The sequence below is a fragment of the Sphingobium bisphenolivorans genome (assembly GCF_000412635.1).
GTDB lineage: Bacteria > Pseudomonadota > Alphaproteobacteria > Sphingomonadales > Sphingomonadaceae > Sphingobium > Sphingobium bisphenolivorans.
In genome coordinates this window covers 151,009-170,041 of sequence record NZ_ASTG01000007.1, presented here as the reverse complement: position 1 = coordinate 170,041, position 19,033 = coordinate 151,009, and the positions used below count along the sequence as shown (strand labels likewise).

General features: G+C 56.2%; 10 protein-coding genes. 2 read left to right on the top strand and 8 right to left on the bottom strand.

Going from position 1 to position 19,033, the window contains the following annotated elements:
- Positions 1-218 precede the first annotated feature (218 nt).
- The 3 genes from L858_RS0107600 to L858_RS21630 are packed head-to-tail and all read right to left on the bottom strand — an operon-like array spanning position 219 to position 1,979.
- A complete protein-coding gene (locus L858_RS0107600; RefSeq protein WP_022682556.1) occupies positions 219-803 on the bottom strand; it encodes a hypothetical protein in 585 nt (194 codons plus the stop codon).
- Positions 803-1,546, bottom strand: a complete 744-nt coding sequence (locus tag L858_RS0107595; RefSeq protein ID WP_028055917.1) for a P-loop NTPase family protein — start codon at positions 1,544-1,546, stop codon at positions 803-805. The genes L858_RS0107600 and L858_RS0107595 overlap by 1 nt, the downstream gene beginning before the upstream one ends.
- A gap of 31 nt (positions 1,547-1,577) precedes the next feature.
- Positions 1,578-1,979, bottom strand: coding sequence for a hypothetical protein (locus tag L858_RS21630; RefSeq protein WP_152639785.1), 402 nt, complete (start codon positions 1,977-1,979; stop codon positions 1,578-1,580).
- Positions 1,980-2,126: 147 nt separating this feature from the next.
- Here L858_RS21630 and L858_RS0107590 point away from each other — a divergent pair, with 147 nt between their 5' ends.
- Positions 2,127-3,590, top strand: a complete 1,464-nt coding sequence (locus L858_RS0107590; protein WP_022682554.1) for a hypothetical protein — start codon at positions 2,127-2,129, stop codon at positions 3,588-3,590.
- Entirely contained in the window at positions 3,511-3,891 is a 381-nt protein-coding gene (locus tag L858_RS22485) for an AlpA family phage regulatory protein (protein ID WP_081643317.1), read from the top strand. The genes L858_RS0107590 and L858_RS22485 overlap by 80 nt, the downstream gene beginning before the upstream one ends.
- 325 nt (positions 3,892-4,216) lie before the next feature.
- On the opposite strand, the gene L858_RS0107580 is transcribed toward L858_RS22485, so the two are convergent.
- Genes L858_RS0107580 through L858_RS19825 form a run of 5 tightly spaced genes read right to left on the bottom strand, consistent with a single transcriptional unit; the run spans position 4,217 to position 18,950 of the window.
- Positions 4,217-7,519, bottom strand: coding sequence for a DUF499 domain-containing protein (locus L858_RS0107580; protein ID WP_028055914.1), 3,303 nt, complete (start codon positions 7,517-7,519; stop codon positions 4,217-4,219).
- An 11-nt stretch (positions 7,520-7,530) separates the two neighbouring features.
- Positions 7,531-10,329 carry a DUF1156 domain-containing protein gene (locus L858_RS19830; RefSeq protein WP_037504451.1) on the bottom strand — a complete coding sequence of 933 codons (2,799 nt, stop codon included), beginning with the start codon at positions 10,327-10,329 and terminating at the stop codon, positions 7,531-7,533.
- Entirely contained in the window at positions 10,313-14,539 is a 4,227-nt protein-coding gene (locus L858_RS0107570) for a sacsin N-terminal ATP-binding-like domain-containing protein (RefSeq protein WP_022682549.1), read from the bottom strand. The genes L858_RS19830 and L858_RS0107570 overlap by 17 nt, the downstream gene beginning before the upstream one ends.
- Positions 14,536-18,039 carry a protein NO VEIN domain-containing protein gene (locus L858_RS0107565; protein ID WP_022682548.1) on the bottom strand — a complete coding sequence of 1,168 codons (3,504 nt, stop codon included), beginning with the start codon at positions 18,037-18,039 and terminating at the stop codon, positions 14,536-14,538. The genes L858_RS0107570 and L858_RS0107565 overlap by 4 nt, the downstream gene beginning before the upstream one ends.
- Positions 18,036-18,950 (bottom strand): BrxR family helix-turn-helix transcriptional regulator, encoded by a 915-nt coding sequence (locus tag L858_RS19825; RefSeq protein ID WP_022682547.1) that lies wholly within the window; start codon positions 18,948-18,950, stop codon positions 18,036-18,038. The genes L858_RS0107565 and L858_RS19825 overlap by 4 nt, the downstream gene beginning before the upstream one ends.
- Positions 18,951-19,033: the final 83 nt, after the last annotated feature.

Sequence of the window (19,033 nt, the reverse complement as noted above, 5' to 3'; positions counted from 1 at the left end):
CCAGGTCCGGCCACGACTAAGGCGGCGCCAGAGCGGGCACGCGACAAAGCTGACGTCCCGCGCCCCTATGCGCGGTAGTCGTTGGCCAGCCCTGGCTAATTTCCTCCCACGTAAGTTTGGAAGCACGCTGAACTTTAACCCGCAGGTATCTGCGGACGAAGACGAAGTCGGAGTGAGAGAGTCTGCCGGTTACTTATAGATAACCGGCAGATAGTTTTTCAGGCAATGCCCCGACGATCCGCATATTCTGCAGCGCAGATGCGGGCGTTGTTACGAAACTCCGCGCTGTCATAGACTGACCTATCACGGCGGTTTCGCTGATCAGTCGATGCGGCACCAAAGCTTGCATCGATGCAACGATTGAAGGCAGTTTCGGCAATAGCGTAGTGGTGTTCTTCCGGCTTTGAAACCCACCATTTCGTGAACACCACACCGATCGTGAAGCCAATCACGGATACGGAAAGCATCCACAGTGCCCCCCATTTATAGAGGCGGCGCATGGAGTCTGAACTGTCAATCGGCAGCTGATCCCGCAGGGCACAGAGAGCTGCCTGCGCGGCAATCTCAACCCTTCTAGGCAAATCCTTGTGAATTTTCTGCTGAGCTTCGAAGGAGGCTCGTTGCACAATCGCATCAAACTGTTTGAGGTTTTCCATCCGCAATATGATTTCTGCAATCGCTCCGGGAGAGTCGCGGACCTCCGACGGAAGATGGCGCAAGATCTTGTCCATTCGAATGTAATCCTCCCCAGTGAGCTGCCGGCCCAGGAGATCGATGCACATCTTTTCGGCGAGAGTAGCCATTAGTTTAATCCCACCTGCTTGCAGAAACCGCTGAAAGTAGTTTCCACTGAATTCCACCAGATTCGGAAGTCAACCTGTTCCCAGGTTTCGAAGCCAGCCGACGTAACATCGCTGAAGGAACAGCGCGCTCGAGCGATCTTGGTCCGTGGACGGATTGGCATGGCTGGCACGTATGTTTCCATTGCTCCCCCCGCCAGCAATTCGGCCCGCAACTGGCTCTCTGACCAGAGAACAAAGGCATTGGGACTGTCAGCAAACCTGCCGTTCATAACAATGAGGGTTCGCTCTGGCGCCGCGAGATTTTTCACGCGGTTCAGCAAGGTGATCGAGTCCTCTTCCTCATCCATCACCCAGATGTGAAGGATTTCACGTTCCAAAGCCCCGGCAATCTCGTGCATGCGATGCATTTGCCGCTCCAGCGCATCCCCAACATTTCCAGGCAGATCAATCAAAATGACGGAGTCGTCGGGCGCAGCATCCCAGTCTGCGAACAGAGCATCCCAACCCGCCGGAACTCGCAAATAGGGCCGGCTCACCGGCATCACACCGCTTTGAAATCGTTCCAAGTGTCCATTGCGAGCATCGCCGTCGATGCCGATCACCGAATAGCTATATCGAAGAAGGAGCGCTGCAAGGATTCTTGCAACAATAGACTTCCCGATGCCTCCCTTATCGCCGTTGATAAATATGATCAATTTTTTGAGGTGTTTTGCTTTTATCTCAAACAAACGCCGAGTGTTCATCTCGATAAACTCCCAATATTTTCGCTGATTTTCAGTTCGGCACGATGAACTCGTTGAACAATGTAGGAGCGCCACCCAAGGATGGGGTTGAGCTATCCAGCAACCTTGTTGCGCCGGCCTCGTCCAGAGTTTCGCGTTGTTGAACCCGGCGCTTTTTCGGCCTCTTCACAAACGTTTCTGACTCAGCTTGTCTCAGATTTTTGCGTGCGGCGGAAAATGCCTCACGGAGTATCGATGGAGTAACCTTCTCTTCGGCCATCCAGTTTTTCACATTTTCCTTAGCCAGGATGGCAGGCAATTTTGCTTTCGGACTGACGGACAAAATAGACTTAACAAACTCTTCGGCTGATACCCGTGGAGCAGCAAGAGCTTCGCGGTCAGAAAGCAATTCCCGCGCAATCTCTTCGCCAAATTTCGAGGATTTTGTCACCATTAACTTCCCTTCTGCGTCGAAGCACCATCACTTCGACGAGATTTTGAATAGCGACCTGATCTGAGGCGGTCGTGGGGGACGATACGGCTTTTAATCTCATGTTTAGGTCGAACCGCCAAAAGCGCGACAAGCTGGAGGACGTTGAGAGTGGACGATTTTTTTGGGGGGATTCGCACAGGCAGCGATTTTAGCTCTGATGGCCTTGCGGAGGCTGTCGAAGAAAACATACGCCGAATTTTGTACGGAAACCTATCACGACCTGAATTCGAAGCTCGGGCCCTTTTCGAGGAAAACCTCCCTGACCTGCCTGTCGGTCATCTCATGGATCACCGTGTCCGAATGCCAGAGGATATTGCGCTTGAACTGGCAGGCGATGAGAGCAAGTTAGGCGCCTTTCTCGAACGTCTATTGTGCGCCAGCCCTCACACCGAAGGTCGCGACATGATCGCAAAAGCGCTATCGATTAAACCAACCGTCCTTCGGGAAAATCTCATCGAACTCCGCGACCTTGATCTCGATCTCTTTTCAAGCGTGGTCAGCGGACGCCTGGATCAATCGTTCGCTGCGATGTCCAAGCGGAAGCTTCCGGCCGAATTAATCAAGCTGGCGCAATCCTGTGCAGGAAACATGCTCATCCTCTATTGCGTGTTCGAGATACAGCTGATCGCCGCCCGTGCGGCCAAGCTCAATGCCGGCGGACCGTGGTTACCGAGTTATCATTCACCGGTTCTTGCATCAGATTATCCGGGAGGAATGAGCGCAATCACCCAGGCTGCACAATATCGGTTCTGCGGATTAGACTATTCTCCCCTACCCAAAGGTCGCCCGCCGATCATTGCAAGCCTGACAAATGAAAAATTCGCCAGGGATCGGCTCAGGGCTACGGGTCGGACAGAGGCGGAGATTGCACCGGAGATTGAGAGCCTCCTACCATTGTTACAGGAGAAAATCGGCTTGGCGGAGAAACGGCTCAGCAAGCTGAAATCAGCAAGTGACACCAAGGAGGACCCATCAAAGCGCGAACATGCATCCACGGCAATTGAAGGTGGGATTCGGGCTGGCGTTCAACTGGCCTTTGCCGCGCTGAGGCTCGTCAACCTACTCGAGCGGAAAGAAGCATTGACCGACCTTTCGCTCGCCCATCGCCGATTGGCGTTTCGATCCTGGCGAAAGGCCAAGCTACCCGCAAAGAGGGATTCCGTTGCAGAGGTGGTCCTATTTGTGACACGATGCGCCATCCTAATGGACGCTCAAGCGGGCCAGGCTTTCAAACCAGACGGAAAGCAAACGCAACTGGAACCCCAGATGGATGGCTTCCACGCGGGAGGATCCGTCGCGGGTGAGGATCTATTCAAAACGGCGAAGGAGGACATCCTTTACAAGCAGACGGATGCTCGCCCCATGGCTTCTCTAAATCTTGACCACGAGTTGCGCAAAATCCAGAGGTTCGACATCTTGCCCGACTATAGGCTCGGATTAACTTCCCTATCGTCCCCCACGCCAACATCCACGCCGCAACGTACTATGGGGCATGAGCAACCCAATCGCACCAAGTTCAAAATCATCCCACGCTCGCGCAGCAACCCGGTCAAACCAGGGTACCGCCGATAAACTGAGCAGCCTGATTTCTAGCCTCATCCTGAATTTGGAGGATTTACATCCTGTAGAGCGAAGGAAGATCGTTGATGCGTTGCGTAGAGTGGGCGATTTTCGTCGGGAGGACTCCATCGGAGAACATCCTCCCTACAAATATCTTCGTCTCAAAGACGTATTACTACGCACGGGGTTGAAGCGTTCAACACTTTATAACAAAATTTCGTCTGGTTCGTTTCCTTCTCAAATACGACTTTCTAAGAACTGCGTTGGATGGCGAGAATGCGAAATAGATAAATGGTGCGCTAATCCAATATGAGGTTATTTGGTCTGGATAACTTAAAGTTGTTTAGAAGATATGTCGTCTCGCAACGCATTGCCGGTGATCTTTCTATGCCCTACCCCTAAACCGAGGGGCATTCTAATGGCTCATGATGCAAGAGCATTCGCACGGGGTTTAGAAAAGGCAGCAGGGCCAAGTCCAGCTCACATATCATCCAGCGGGCGCCGGGCTGCCGTTGGTTGACGAGGGCCTAAGCCTCGATCATAACGTTGCGGCGCAGGCGGCGCCGACCGAACCATCGACAAGGTCCAGCGCATGGCAGCCCCTCTGCGGCCGCCCTGCCCCGTGACAGGCTGTGCGCCTACCGAATGACCTTGTCTACGAAACGAAGCGTTACCGCATTCTCCATCAGAGTTCGAACTTTCGATCGATCCAGGCCGCTTGCAACCTCGGCATCAATCTCAAGCTTCAGTGACACCTCACTGCCTGGGATGGTCGTAAGTTGTTCGACGATGGCTTCGATGATTTGATGGATATCGCGCGCCGGTCGATCTGGGGAAATCATGACCGTTCCGATGAAACGCGTCGGGAGTTTTTCTTTCTCGACGGGCTCAGTCTTCGCTGTCTGATCTCCATCGTCCGTGGTGGAGCTACCTTCACCGCCAGGAATGCCAGCCTCCGTTTTCGTCTCGCCGGACTTCGCTGGAACGGGCCGATGAGCCTCCGCAACGTCCGGTTTGATAATGACGCTGTCGCGATCCACGACGATGTGTGGGCCCACAGCCTTATCAATCAGGAGGCCGAGATAGCTCCCAGTGCTTTCGTCCCACTTCTCAGCGTAGGCAAACGGACCAGGGAGCATCCCCGAGACAGCCGCTTGGACGGCTTTGACGAGAACGGATTGGTCCTTGAGCCTTGGAAGGTAGGTGTACCGGTTCAGATACTCCCACAAGTCCCTTAGGGGGAGGTGCGATTTGCCGTTCCAGATATAGCGCTGCAGATCGCGATCGAGCCTTGTAGGACCCAAATCAGGCAAGAGTCCTTCATCGCTCGCGAGTTTCTTGCTGGCTCTGGACAAGAGCCCATCTTGAGCCGGAATCTTGCTCGAAGACCATTCAACGTCCGACTGCGCATCTTGCTGATGTGGGTAGATCAGGTAGCACCAGCATTCGCGAAGCCTGGTCTTCATCGTGTCCTTGACTTCGGAAAGCTTCGCTTCCGCGAGCGCGATGTCGCTCTTTTTTAGGTCGAGGCGTTTGTCGTCCTTGACGATGGACTCCCATGCAAGTGCCGACCGGACTGCGTCCTTAAGCCCGTCGAGTTGCCGCGCTTCCGCACTCAGAAACACTAAGGTGTTACGATAAACGCGCGGTGTCGAACCGCGCTGCATCAAGATGTCCTTGGCTTCTATCTGGGCATCGGACCCTTCGCGCCCGTTGTGAGCATGAGACACACCTAGCACGACTGCCCGAACGCCGCCCGCTTCGTCGGGCACTTCGGCAGATGATGCTGGTGCGACCTGGACAGCATCGAAGTGCCCCCGGTCCGCGATGCCATTGACGTACTTGGTGAGTTCCTGATCGATCGTGACCAAGATCAGCGCGTCTTCCAGCTGGCCGGCGCGATCAGCTGCGAGGCGGTTGAGGCTTGCGGACATCGAATACCAGTAACGACCGAGATCGCTGTGCATGAATTTGGCCTGGTTCGTCAGTCGCCGCAGCGCATCACCGAAGATTGCTGGTCGCTCCCCCGGCTGAACAACGCCGAGGTTGATCTGCTTGTCGTCGAGACCTCGGTTCTCTTCCCGATAAGTAGGCGCAGAGCCCATGAAGACAGCTCGCGCCACGCGCCGAGTTGCCGAGTACCGGTTGAGGTTGGGTGCGGATTGATCGATCTTGTACGGTGTCGAGCTGGCACCATCGACGTCGCCAGCGATGATCGACTGCCAGTTGACGTCGAGGTAGTGCAAAAGCTCGGGTTCGACCCGCGACGAACTTATGGCCACGTTGCCTGGCATGATCATGACCGAAGGATCGCTGCTCATCCAAAGTTCGTGGATGACCTGTGCCATCAGCCGCAGCACGCCGCGCGTGCGTTGGAATTTTTCGAGCGCACCCCAGCTTGTATAAAGTAGGTCGAACAGTTCGGGGTGGATGGGGTAAGCCTTCTCGAGCTTGCGGCGATAGTCCTCATCCGAGCATCCCTGAGGGAAGTCGTTCGAATTCTCCCGATACAGCTTCGCAAATTGCTTGAGGGTGTTGTCCTTGTGATGATGCCTATCGCCGGGGATCTCCTTGAAAAGCCGGCGACGCACAATTTCGTAGCTCTCCTCTTGCGAGGCTGGCCGCCACGAGGATTCGACGCGCGAAAACGTTTGCTTGAGGCGCGCCAGTGCTTCTTGACCGCCTTCGCCCCCAACTTCGATTTGAGATGCGGGAAGCGAAGCCACAAGGAGCGTACCAGGGCTCGCCTTCACCGCTTCTGTCAGAGACTGGACGAAGGAGAGGTTTGCGTCGAATGAACCCGAGGGCAAGCCCTCAACCTTGTATATCTGGCGGAGGTAGGCGACCCATTCATCGATCAGGATCAGACACGGGGCGCATTTCTTGAAGATCGCCTCGAGCAAGTTCGATCCCGGCGCAATGCCGTTCGCGTCGTTGTCGGCGACCATATCGAAAGCTTCGGCACCGCCCAATTGCCAGGCAAGCTCGCCCCAGGTGGTGCGAATTTCACGACCGCCTTCGACCTTCAAAACATCCTGAGGGCCACGAGACGTTCCAACTAGGACCGCACGATTGACCTTCGTAGGTACGGTGAGCTCGCTATTAGACAGAAGCTGATCCAGACCAGGCAAATCTTGAGCAGGGGTTTCGCCGGCCATGTGGTAAAGCGCGAGCATCGAGTGCGTCTTGCCACCGCCGAAGTTCGTCTGCAGTTCGACGACCGGATCGCCACCGTTTTGGGATAGTCGCTTGGCTGCGCCGGCCAAGAGGGTGCTCAATCCTTCCGTCAAATATGTGCGGCTGAAAAATTCCTTCGGATTGCTATATTCCGAAGGTGCACTGCCTGCGTGCACCTTGCCGAGATCGGCGGCGAACTCGGCTTGCAGGAATTCGCCGGTCGCTACGTCCTGGTGGGGTTCGACGACTTCACGCCAAGGGAGCAAGCCTGCGACCGTCTCAACAGAGATATTGAGACGCTGCGTTTTCCGCCGCTCCTCATTGCGCTGCAGCTCGGCATATTTGGTGCGCAGGATTGTCTCCCGCATCTTCGAGATCTCTGCTGCGGTCTCTCCGGCGCTGATCGCTTCCATTAGCCGCCGCATTGTGTCGAGTGCGCGTTCGGCATCGTCGTAAGTAAAGGTCTCGTTATGCGACAGCTTGTTCCGCACATCGAGCAGCTCCGAGACATAAGAACGCTCAGGATGGCCAAGGACTGTGGCGAAAGCGTCCTTCCACATAAACATCATGGTCTTGAGCAAAGAAGCTTGATCCCAGGCCACATCGCCCTTTGAATTCGGCTTCAGACCGTTGACGCGGTCGACGACTTCAAGCTGCCAATGCCCTTTCAGCGAACTTTCGAGGCGCTTTTCAACGAAGGGAATGAGGGCCTCTGGGAGAAGCTCCATGCCTTCAAATACATACTGACGGGTGCTTTTTGCCATTGTCGCTTACCTTAAAGATCGAATGCTGCTTGGCCGTCGCGGCGAGTATCGTGGATTTTCGCGGCTTCGCGACTCAGCTCGGTCCAGTCGGCAATGATCGCGTTGTAAGCGGTCGCCTCTTTGGCATCCTTCCGCTTGTTCGCGCTGATGTCGTAGAGGCAATAGGCGAGGTCCTTCGCCGCCTCTGCTTTTTCGCCAATCATGCGCATAAGGCGAATGGTTTCCCAGGAGAGCCCATCCTTTTCGTGAAAGCGGACGAGGTGCTGGAGACATTCCCAAATGGTGAGATGATCATCGTTGGACGGTTCCCATTCTTCATCCAGTTCCTCGCGCGAAAGCAAACGCACCTTGCCTGCTGCGCTCTCGACGATTCCGGCATGCTTCACGCTATCGACGGATATTCCGCGGGCACGGGCCAAATTGTCTGCAGAGCCGTATTCGCCGGCTTTCATTCCATGTTGCTCAAACCAAGTGATGGCGAATCTAGTGTCAGGATCAAACTCACCCTGGATGCCACCAAGATATTCGTCGAGTTCAGCGTTGATCAGTTGCAGCGCGGTCTTAACAGCCATCGGACTGTCATCTGCCTCGAGCACATTCTTGTAACGGGAAAACACACCCATACCGGGGCCAATAGCAGATTGCGGCATGTCTGCTGGGGCGATATTAACTGCCTGGAGCTCGGCAATTGCAGATGGGAGTTCGCGTTTCAGTGCACGGATAAATTCCGCACGCGTTACGGTTTCAGCAGAGGCTCCCTTTTTTCGGCAAACTAGTACGACAGAATTTGCCAAGGCATTGGTGCCCGAGGCGATCATACGGTTCGCCATTTCCGTACGCATTGGCCAAGTCCCCACAACCGCATAACCGGCCTCAACTACTGCTTGCAGAAATGTAGCCCAACCAGTTGAGCTGATACCTTCCTTGTCAATTTCACTCTGCTTAAACGCATAGTAGATCGTAGCAGGAAAATCGCCGGTGGTTTGACGCGCCATGTTGGCAATGGCTTTTGTCATGCCATTAAGGAAGAAGGTCTCTGCAGCTTCCTTGCCCCCGTGCCGGTATGGTGTGGCAACAAGTTCCTCTGCCTTCGGCGTGGCCAAGACGCCGAATAGATCGGGATAAACTGGGCGAATGGCTGGCTTCATCCAGCAGAAAAAGAAATCTGAGAGATCTGCATATCCGATATTATCATAGTATGGGGGATCACAAGATATCACGGAATTTTCTGGTAGTACCACTGTCTGGGCATCGTGATTAATTTCAAATCCTTCACCTTTAGGGCAAAATCGATCAATTACCTTAACGATACTTCCAAGGCTTGTCCGAAAATCTCCTGCAGCATCTCCGAATACATTATTTTCCCCAAAGTCATACATCATCGGTATTGACTGGCGTCCGAAGAGGTTTCGAACTTGAGTTTTCGAAGATTCCCATCGGCAAAGTGAGTTCTGGATGTCTGAGAGTCTGCTTACTCCAAACCCCAGATAGACGCTTACTGCCTCAGCATAAGCTTTCGCTCCCCTTCCACCGTCGCGTAGGAAAGTGGGCTCGGGAAGAAGGCCTGACGCGAGCGCATCGATCTCAATCTGAGCACGCGCTTCATGCACAAGTTCGCTGAACGTGTTTAGCGCTACGAGCTGTCGGTCAGTAAACAAATCGCCGAAAGTTGTAAGCCCATAGTCCACGGTCCAAAAATTCCGGGGATCATTTGGCAGGCTGGTTTCCGGCTCCCAGTCGGGTGTGACCGAGAGAGCTAGGCGTTCATGTTCAATTGTCGGTGCAATGAACGCCCTAGAGCGCTTACCATCGGCAACGATCGCGATCAGCCTCTGACCCATCTTGCCTTCGCGGCCCATCCGCTTGACATAGTCAGGTGTGATAGCGGTTTGTGAAATCAGACAACGAAAATTCGCGCCGCGACCCGCCTTTGTGCCTTCTTTCGCATCAGCGAGTTCGGCCTTTGTGCCGCCATGGCGGATTACATATCTAATGATCTTAGCTTGTCGATCGATCAGCGGTTCAATCCATGCCTCCTGACCTGCTTTCGAACTAAGCAAGAAACTCGACGCAATCGGAACCTGGACATCAGAGTACGCAGGGTCTGGGCTCGGCACTGTCCGAGACCAAATCCATGCGATTACAGTTGTTTTGCCACCGCCATATTCCTGCGGCAGGTCCACCTGAGGATACAGGTGCCCAATTCGCTGCTGCGCCCTTTCGCGCATCCACTCACCGTAGTATTGCACATCCTCAGCCAGCCCTTCGGCGTTGCGATAAAATTGTCGCTCCTTCGGGCCGGGGTGGATGGGCTGCTTATCCTTAAATCTGGGCGGGATCTCGATCATCGCTTTGCCGATCATCACCGCGACGGGATTTAGGTCGGAGCCATAAGCGGGCAACCCCAGCCTTTGGGCCTCCAGAGGGATGGAACCGCCACCGGAGAAAGGGTCGTAGACGGGGGGAAGTTCGCCACCGCAGCTCTTACGTATCTCTGTCCGTGCTTTTTCGAGGACCTCTTCGTTCGTCGAATTCTCCCACTTCACAAGTTCCTCGATGATGCCGAACAGTCGCTTGCGCTCAGCTTCCTGGGCCTCGTGCGTCGGAAATTCGTCGGGGTTGCTCGACGGATCATCTACCAATTGAGCGAACAAGACAGCTCGACACGCAGCTAACGGGCGGCGCGCCCACCAAAGGTGCAGTGTCGACGGGTGTCCGTGGCGGATCGATTTCTCGCGCACCGAAGCCTCGTTGATAGCCTCGAGCGGGATCGCGACTTCTATGAGCTTCTTTTTATAGGTCTTTGTCATGTTCGATAACCAGTCGGTAGGTGGCGGGATGAAGTGCAAGCACGTCACGCTCCCGGAGTTGAATTAGGTGGTCGCCGGAGACTTCGATTGGGTCTCCGTCAGGATTGTTGAGAACGAGCACATAGTTTTCGCCGCGCTCGAGCATGCCCCAGATAACCGCATCGAGTTCGAGCGGCTCCCGCTCCAGGCAATGATCCTTTGGCCAATAGCGCTTGATTAGGTCGCCATCTTGCGACCTTTGCTCCCAGGGAAAAGAAGCGCCATTGGCTTTTCCGATCATGCAGCCCTTATCATTGAAGAATGAGCCGTCACCGTCCTTGCGGAACCCGTGTGACAGAGCGAAACGCTCCATGATGTGCGGCTTCACATCGCGCGGTTTCCGAGGATGAACGATTGCCGGCTCGACAGTGTTTGAAATTTCACCTGTGTCATCGATCTCGGCAACGTCTTCATTTACCCCTTGAGTATGCGTGTGCTCTGAATTGGCGCCTGGAGGTGTCTTGTCAGTTTCATTCTCGTCAAAGGGCTGATCTGTTTGGATGGAGGGGGAAGGTTCGCGAGCAGGAACTGCTTCGGTGACAGCCTTATCGATGGGCACCGGATTTTGAATCTTGGGCACTTCAGCTTCGGGGAGAAGCTCGAAATTCTCCTCCATGTAGCTGCGCACGAATGCCGCATCCCTATCGAAGCACAGCTTTATGGCATCGACGATGTCAGCGCGCCGGAAAGCCTTGCCAATTTCCTGCGCTACGCTCTTCGCCAGTTTGGCGAGCGGTTTGCGCTCTGCGTAGAGGCACTCACCGATCCACAGAACGTCAGCTCTCCGCGCAGTCCCGGCGGGCTTGCCATCAATGTATGGAAGCGTCTCCAGTTCGGCGCAGCCATACCAGAGCGTCTCACTGAGTTGAGCGGTAAGGGCGCGGAGCTTATCGGTCTCCTCGCCATCGTCTAGCTTGATGCGCATAAGCATGAGCCCGAGCTCTCGCAGCCAAGGTCGTGACTCGCCCTTGCCATTCTCAACCTGATCGAGTTTCAGACGTTCATCGATTTGCGCCGAGAGCGGTGGCAACTGCGAGAACGGCATGGCCTCGACCACTTCCACCGGAAGCAGCCGAAGATCGGCCGTCTGCTTCTTCACCCATGGATGCAAATGGGCGAATGCGGTCAGAGTCTGCATCGAAAGGCTAAACTTCAGATCTGAGACAGGAGCCCATTCGCCAGCAAGATTGAGCCAGTGGGCACACTCGTTCCAAATTCGAACCGGAAACCTTGGGAGCAGTCCGCGCACTCGGCGAACATCTTCCGGAGACAACACCGAGCCCGACTCAAGCTTGCTCAACCACCGCATGATAAGGTCGGCGGTCGGACGATCTCCTACACCGATTTTGCGCCAGAGAGTGAGGTCACGGACGGAAGCCCTGATGACAGGAGCATCGGGGATCTCTTCGTCTCCGGCGTTGAGGAATATGCCTTCAGAGCCTTCCCATTTTCCGGCCTCCGTCAGGATCAGTCGTTCAACCCGGAACGCCGCGCAGATCGATTTGAAGATATCGGTCGAGCACCCATCGATCAGTTGATCCAATCGCCGATACCACTTCTCGACCTCGTGCGCGGGAGCTGTCTTCGAACTTGCGAGCGCGCTCAGGCGCGCCAACAGCTTTTCGGGCCCGGTCGGCTGGTCGGAGACGCCGATCAGCTTGAGCAATGGTTTTGTCGCTTCGCTATCGAGCGACTTGTGGACGAAGGGCTCGACATCCATAAGCGCTTCTGTTTCAGGCGCGCGCATCAGGAGTTCGGTGGGCTTCCTATTGGTGCCATGCGTATCGCGAAGACATGGCTTGTCAGCCAGTCTCATCGCCCAGGCAGGGGTAAGTCCCCGCGTGATGACGCGCCGCGTGTGGCCGTTCGACGCTCGCTCGGTCAGTACGCCGGTCTGATGAGCTGACAGTTGGCGCGGTGCAGCAAGTAGCCGCTCGGCGACCTGCGCCCAAACCGTCGGCATTTCTTCCGAAATCTCTTCCCAATGGCTCCAGACCTCATCCTCGAAATCCCAATCATCAAGGTAAAAGTCCGGATTGGAATATCGGGGTTCGAAACGTCCGGCGAAGCGCCTCGTGTTAAGCGCCGATTTCGCATCGCGTGTAGACCAGAACCACTTCCGCTTCTCATCGAACGGAACAAAGTTGCCGAGCCCAGAGCGGCCATTGGCTACCCAGGTTCGCCATTCCTCAGCGGTGCAAGACGCAAAGGTTTTGGAATAGTCGCCGTGAAGGAGGTGCTCCTCGGCCCATTCTTCGGGCAGCAGCAGATCGAGTGACCCATCCTCGTCGTACAAGACAATATCATCGACCGAACGGAAATGCCGATCCTGGCTGACGAACCTGAAATTGTCGTCGATCTGTGCGCCGAGCTTGGCAGCAATCTGCGCCAGTCGAACGGAGTCGCTGAGCGACACTCCTTTCCGGTTGAAGAAGGAAGCCGCGACGGTGTCGATGACCTTGCCGGTGTCGCTCGGCTCATCGAGATCGATTTCTTCGAAAACGTGCGAGGCTCGTTCGACCTGCCGCTTGAGGGCGTTGTCCTTGTTCGTATCGGCAGCCCGCTTCTGAGTGGTGAGGTAGCGCGGCCAATTCTGGTTCAAGACGGACAGATGGTCACCGAGGAACTGCCAATCATCTTCAGACGGAACGATCTTCTGCTCACCAAGGCGCACGACTTCTGAAGAACTGAAGAGCACCGACTTGCCTTGCGCGGGCACAATCTTGAGGGCCGAGCGATCGGCAAAGTAGCGATAGCTCTGCAGCAGCCCGCCGACATACGCCCACAAAGCGAGAAGGTTCTGCCAAGCTTTTGGCTGAGGAAGATGGCGCTCCTGTAGGCACCTCAGGATGACCTGAGGTTCAATCTCGCCGATCACATTCCAGTGCTTCAGCTTCTCGAGATTATCTGCCGAAACAGCCATCGCTATAGCCGGTCGCGAGCCCTCATCGAAAAAGCCGATGGCCTGCTTCTGCGGCCAGACATCGTAGATTTCGTGCGGAAGAAGCACTGCGTTCTGCGATTCCACACAGCGTCCGTCTTCGGTCAGCGCGATCGCCGCTTCTGCAATTTCGTTTTCGAAGGCTTCCTCGACAAGAGTTCCGCAGGCGCTGTCGAGTGACGACTTCTTGCGATCCACGTCCGGCATCGCGTCATAGGCCCTGGCGCGTTCAGCGAGCGGGAGGTCGGCTCGCTGAAGCCAGTTCTTGAGCACGTCGGCCGCCAGCTTGCCGGCCCTCTCGAGCAACCAGCGATTGGTTGGTGACGTGGACGGGCTCTTGATCTTGAAGCGCGTCGGGTCTTGGATAAACGGAGCGTTGACCGCGAAGGGCAGGTCAGTCTCGACACCTGTCGGCAAGACGACGAACAGGCGGCCCTCGACCCCAATGACGATCTCAATCTGGCAGGGTGGAAACTCCATCTCCTGCTCGGTGCTCAGCAATCGCTCCTGACGAATCTCGTCCAGCGCCTCAGCCGGAAAGTTTTCCGGTTCGGATCGTGCGAGCAGAAACTTCTCATCAAGGTTGTCGTGCTGCGCGAGCCACTGCGATCCTTTGACGGGGCCTTCGCCGCACGAAACCCAATGGATCAATTCGTCGCCTATCCGGATCTTCCGAATGTTCTTGAAGAACAGTAGCGAAACAGGGCTCTTCGTCCAATCTTGGAGGTTCTTCTGAACTTCGTTCTTGCGGTGCCGGTCGAGAATTTCGACACGCACAGTGGTCCCGCTTTTCGTGGCCTTCTTTCGATCGATCCAGAAGGGCTCGGTGAAGCGAGTCCGATCAAAACCCACCGAGAGGGTCGGAGTATAGAGCTCTACCTTGTCGCCTAAGCTGAACGTGCTTTTGAAGCCGATGCCACGGAAGCCGATCGTGTGCAGGGCGCGTTTGTTAGAATAACCGAACCGGCACAGCGAGGCGAAGTGCTCTTCGGTGAAATCCTCGCCATTGTGCTCGAAGACGAAGGCATCGCCATCGATCCGGGCATGCGCTTCCGTCGCCCCGGCATCGTCAGCATTCTGCAGGAGCTCCGAGAGAATATGCCGCGGGCTCTGCACCTGCTTGAAAAGCTGGTGCCAAGGACCGGCAAGCTCGGGATCAGCTTCGAGCTGCTCCCAGCGCTTCTGGGAGCGATGCCTCACGACCTCAAAATAGGCAGGCTGCTTGCTCACCGCGGGGCTTCCGCCTTGCTCAGTAAGTGCCTCAGTTCAAACTGCTGCGCAGTCACTCCAAAAGGCGGTTCCACCTCGAATGGCTGCCAGACATAAGCCGGGTCGCGGGCATCACCATCGGCCACAAGTACGACCGCCAGAATGTAGTTCTCCGGCTTGTTTAGGGAGGTGATGATCTCGTTGCGCGTGACCATCACAGTGGTCGCTCCGTCAACTCGGCCTTTCACTTCAATGAAGCGAAGGTGCTGCGTTTCGGGATCGAGAGAGACGATATCGTAGCCGATCTTTTGGGCAGAGACGTCCGTTGGCTCGTTCCCCAATGCCTTTTCGGTCGCGATGACAGCGTCCATTGCCGCGCGCTCGATCGCGCGGCGGGCTTCGCTGTCCTGGGAAAATGCGGTGCCGGCGCTGTCATCTCCCTGTCCCAAGCTGTTCAGAAGGCCCCGCGGGATCACGACCATTCCGCCGCGAACGCGAGGCGGCTGGGAGCTGATGAACTTTTCCTCTTCCAACTGGTCCTGGCGCCGTTTCAAACGCTCGGCGAGGTCTTCGGCACGGCGCCGCGCATTTTGCCAGCTCAGCCGCGTCTTTTTGCCCGCTTTCTCCTCTTCCTGGAGTTCGAACGCACGGCTGTCCCAGTAGTTGATCTCCTTCTTGAGGCGCAGGTTCACCTCATGCTCGACTTTCGCAATTTCGGGTAGGCGGCGAGCCTTCACCTCGGCGACATGCGATTGAGCGAGTTCGACTGTGGCGAAATTGACCGCCGTCTTCTCGAGTTCCGCAGTCAGCCAGTCGGCATTCAACTGCTCCTTTGTTGCCGCGACTTCTTCGGTTGTGGCAGGGCGTAGGTTGAGATGAGGGGCGATCCCGGCGTTGACCGTGCGACCGGTCTTGTCGATCGCCGCGAACTGCAGCTTCTGCGAAATGATGTGCTGTTTTCCAAGGCTCGTATGGCGCCCATCCTGGACACTATGCTCGAGAAGGAAGATCGCCGAGATCTCCGTGCCATCGTCAGCATCGTCGACCAGAACGGCTCCCTGTTTCATGAGCTGGTCGTACTGCTCACGGATGATGCTGATGACCGCTTCCAGCAACGGATGTCCGGGGTAGACGAAGGTTGCGACCGGCTGCTGGTTGATCTTGCTCTTCTCGAAGCAGATGCGCTCGTACTTCTTTTGAACCGGTGCGCCGGTTCCGATCTGCCGATCCCGTTCGCGGATTCGCACAGGGACGTGCGTGATTTCCCAACGCCCTTCCTCGCGCGGCTTGAGCTTGCCGCCCAGTTCCTGGAAAGCCTCGACGAAGAAACTCTGGATATGGTGCGGCTGGAGACGCTGCGCCTCCGCCTTCTCCATTTCGAGGCGCAGCTCGTGCACCTTGGCTTCCGGCATCGTGTCGTTGGTCAAGGCTCGTCGCTTGAGCAGGTCCAGCAGATGCTGCTGGTCGACGGCACCATCGACCTGCTTGAAAAGACGCTCGCGGACTTCGTCCTGTTCGCCATATTGGATGGCCTCGAACAGCAAGTCCTTGAGCGCGACCCCTTCGAACAGTTCGCCCAGGACATCGTAGACGCGGCCACCGAGCGCTGCCCGTGCGGCTTCAAGTTTTTCCAGCAACCGAGCGTAGACCTCGCCTTCGCGGGTATCGGCTGCGACGATGTTCCAGAGGTGGCAGACTTCCTGCTGGCCGATACGATGAATGCGGCCAAATCGCTGCTCGATCTTGTTCGGATTCCACGGCAGGTCGTAGTTCACCATCAAGTGACCGCGCTGCAGGTTTACGCCTTCGCCGGCCGCGTCATTGGCAATGAGGACTAGCAGGTCCTTGTCCTGCATGAACCGCTCGATGACTTTCCTGCGCTCTTCGCGGGCCACACCCCCGTGAATAACATCGACGGCTTCGGGCTTGCCGAGACGGGCACGAACCTTGTCCGTCAGATAATGCAGGGTGTCCTTGGGCTCGGTGAAGATGATCAGCTTCCGACGGTTGCCGTCCTTGTCGGTCATCAACTCATCGTCGAGAATCCGGTTAAGTTGTGACCACTTTGCGTCCTCTCCTGCCTGGAGGACTTTGAGGGCCATGTCTTCCAAGCCTTTGAGCGTCTCGACTTCGAGCATGAGCTGCTCGACCGTCTCCGCCGTCGTCGCACCCGTAGAAATGAGGTCCTCGAGTTCGTCGATTTCATCCTGACCGAATTCTTCGATGTTGCCCAAGACCTCATCGCTGATGATGGGCTGTTCAAATCCGGCTCGCTTTCCCCGCGCAGCCAACTGCGCTTCTGCCAGCTCATTTTCCAGGCGTTCCCGGCGACGCTTGAGCGACTGATAAATGGCTGCTGGCGAGGATGCGAGGCGCCGCTGCAGGATCTGCAGCGCGAACCCGACATTGTTACGCTTCTTGCCATCGGTTTCAGTGAAGCGCTGAACGCGGTTCATCTCGGAACGCACGTACTCGGTGACAGCGGTATAGAGCGCCGCCTCCTTGGGCGACAAATCGTATTTAACTGTATAGGCACGGCGCTCGGGGAAGAGCGGGCGACCATCGAAACGCAACAGCTCTTCCTTGGTCAGACGCCGCATCATGTCCTCGGTGTCTGCGTAGTGGACCCCGTCGCGGAAGCGTCCCTCAAAGCGATCCCCGTCGAGGAGCGCCATGAAGAGCTGGAAGTCTTCTTCTTTGCCGTTGTGCGGCGTCGCCGACATCAGGAGCAAGTGACGGCAAACCTGACCGAGCTTCTGGCCGACTTGGTAACGCTTGGTATATTTGACGTCCCCGCCGAAGTAGGTTGCGGACATCCTGTGCGCTTCGTCGCAGATGACGAGGTCCCATTCCTGCGACTTCATCAGCTTTTCCTGAAGCTCTTCGTTTCGCGCCAGGACGTCGAGGCGAACGATCAGGCGATTGCGATCGTTGAATGGATTCCCTGATCGCGACGTTTCGATCATGTCCCGGGTGAGAATATCGAATTCGAGATTGAACTTCTCTCCCAGTTCGTCCTGCCATTGCTCGACGAGGCTGCCGGGCGCAACGACCAGGCACCGATCGAGATCACTTCGCGCGATCAGCTCCTTCATCAGCAGGCCGGCCATGATCGTTTTGCCTGCACCCGGATCGTCTGCGAGCAGAAAACGCAGCGGCTGGCGCGGCAGCATCTCGCCATAGACTGCTGAAATCTGATGCGGCAGCGGATCGACGAGGCTCGTGTGGATAGCGAGATACGGATCGAAATAGTGGGCCAGCTTGATCCTGTTGGCTTCGGTGACGAGCCGCAGCAAGGCACCATCGGCGTCGAACGACCACGGTCGCCCACTTGCCTCGACTTCCAGCCGGTATTCATCGTCGCGGTAGAGCGTCCGCTCGGCGACCGCTCCGTTCTGGTCCCGGAACACGACATTCACCGCCTGATCGCCGATCCAATCGACACTGACGACCTGAACGGCCTGATTGGGAGCAATGCCGCGAAGAATGGCCCCACTCTTGATGTCTTCGAGTGTACTCATTTGCCCCCCGCCGCGTTCGAAGTCGTATCACCCAAGACTAGGCCCTGCGAAGCATTTGATTTGTCGAGAGCTTCTTGCACGTCCCGCTTATTCAGAGCAATGATATGCTGTCGGTGAGGGTCCTCTTTTTCGGGATTTCCGAGGAGACCGAGCTTCTTTAGAACATAAAAGAGCATTGCGTAGCGCACGCTGACGGCACCCTTGCCGTCGGGCAGCCCATAGTCCTTGGCGACCACCAATTGTTGGCTGGGGGTCAAACCGGGGTGCGGCGCAATGATGATGTCGAAATAGTGGTTCCAGAGCCAGTCGGCCTTGCCCGATTCTCCGGGAGCAGCGAGCTCCCCGACCTCGAGAATTCGCGGCAACAGGAAGTCTTTGAATCCATGTTCAAGATGGCAATAGGCCCGGACATGCCAGCGAAAACCGTCATACCCAAATGCATGCGGCGTGATCCGCCGCCAGGTCGGATCGGGGCGAACCTTGTTCATCGATTGGTAGAGAACGTCGATTGATCGATCTTCCCGTATCGCCCTGAGAACCGCGCGAAGAACCTTTATGTCGACATCTCGGCGAGGCGTTACAGCCACGTCCGCTCTCGGAAGGACGCCAAACCAGGATTCCTCCAGCGAAACCACGCCTTCAGTGACTGTGCGCAGCCGTGACAGGTAAACGTACGGATCGGGGTCGAGGAAGCGGAGCATGAACTCCGGCTCAGCAAAATAACGCTTCGCTCGCGTGTCGTAGCGCATGTTTTCCGGAGCGCGCTCCTGATAAAGGCTGAGGTCCTTCGAGGCCTGCGGCACCGAAACACCGAATTGTTCAACCAGGTCGCCCCGGTTGATCGCCCCCTCCCAGAAGAGCCGAAACTCAATGAACTCGAGCCGTTGCTCGACGCCCCAGCGCATCGCCATATTAGTCCGTATAGTTTCTATATTGACAAAACTGTATCATAGGTATAGTTTATATACACATTCAATGAGCCGAGTCAACGAGT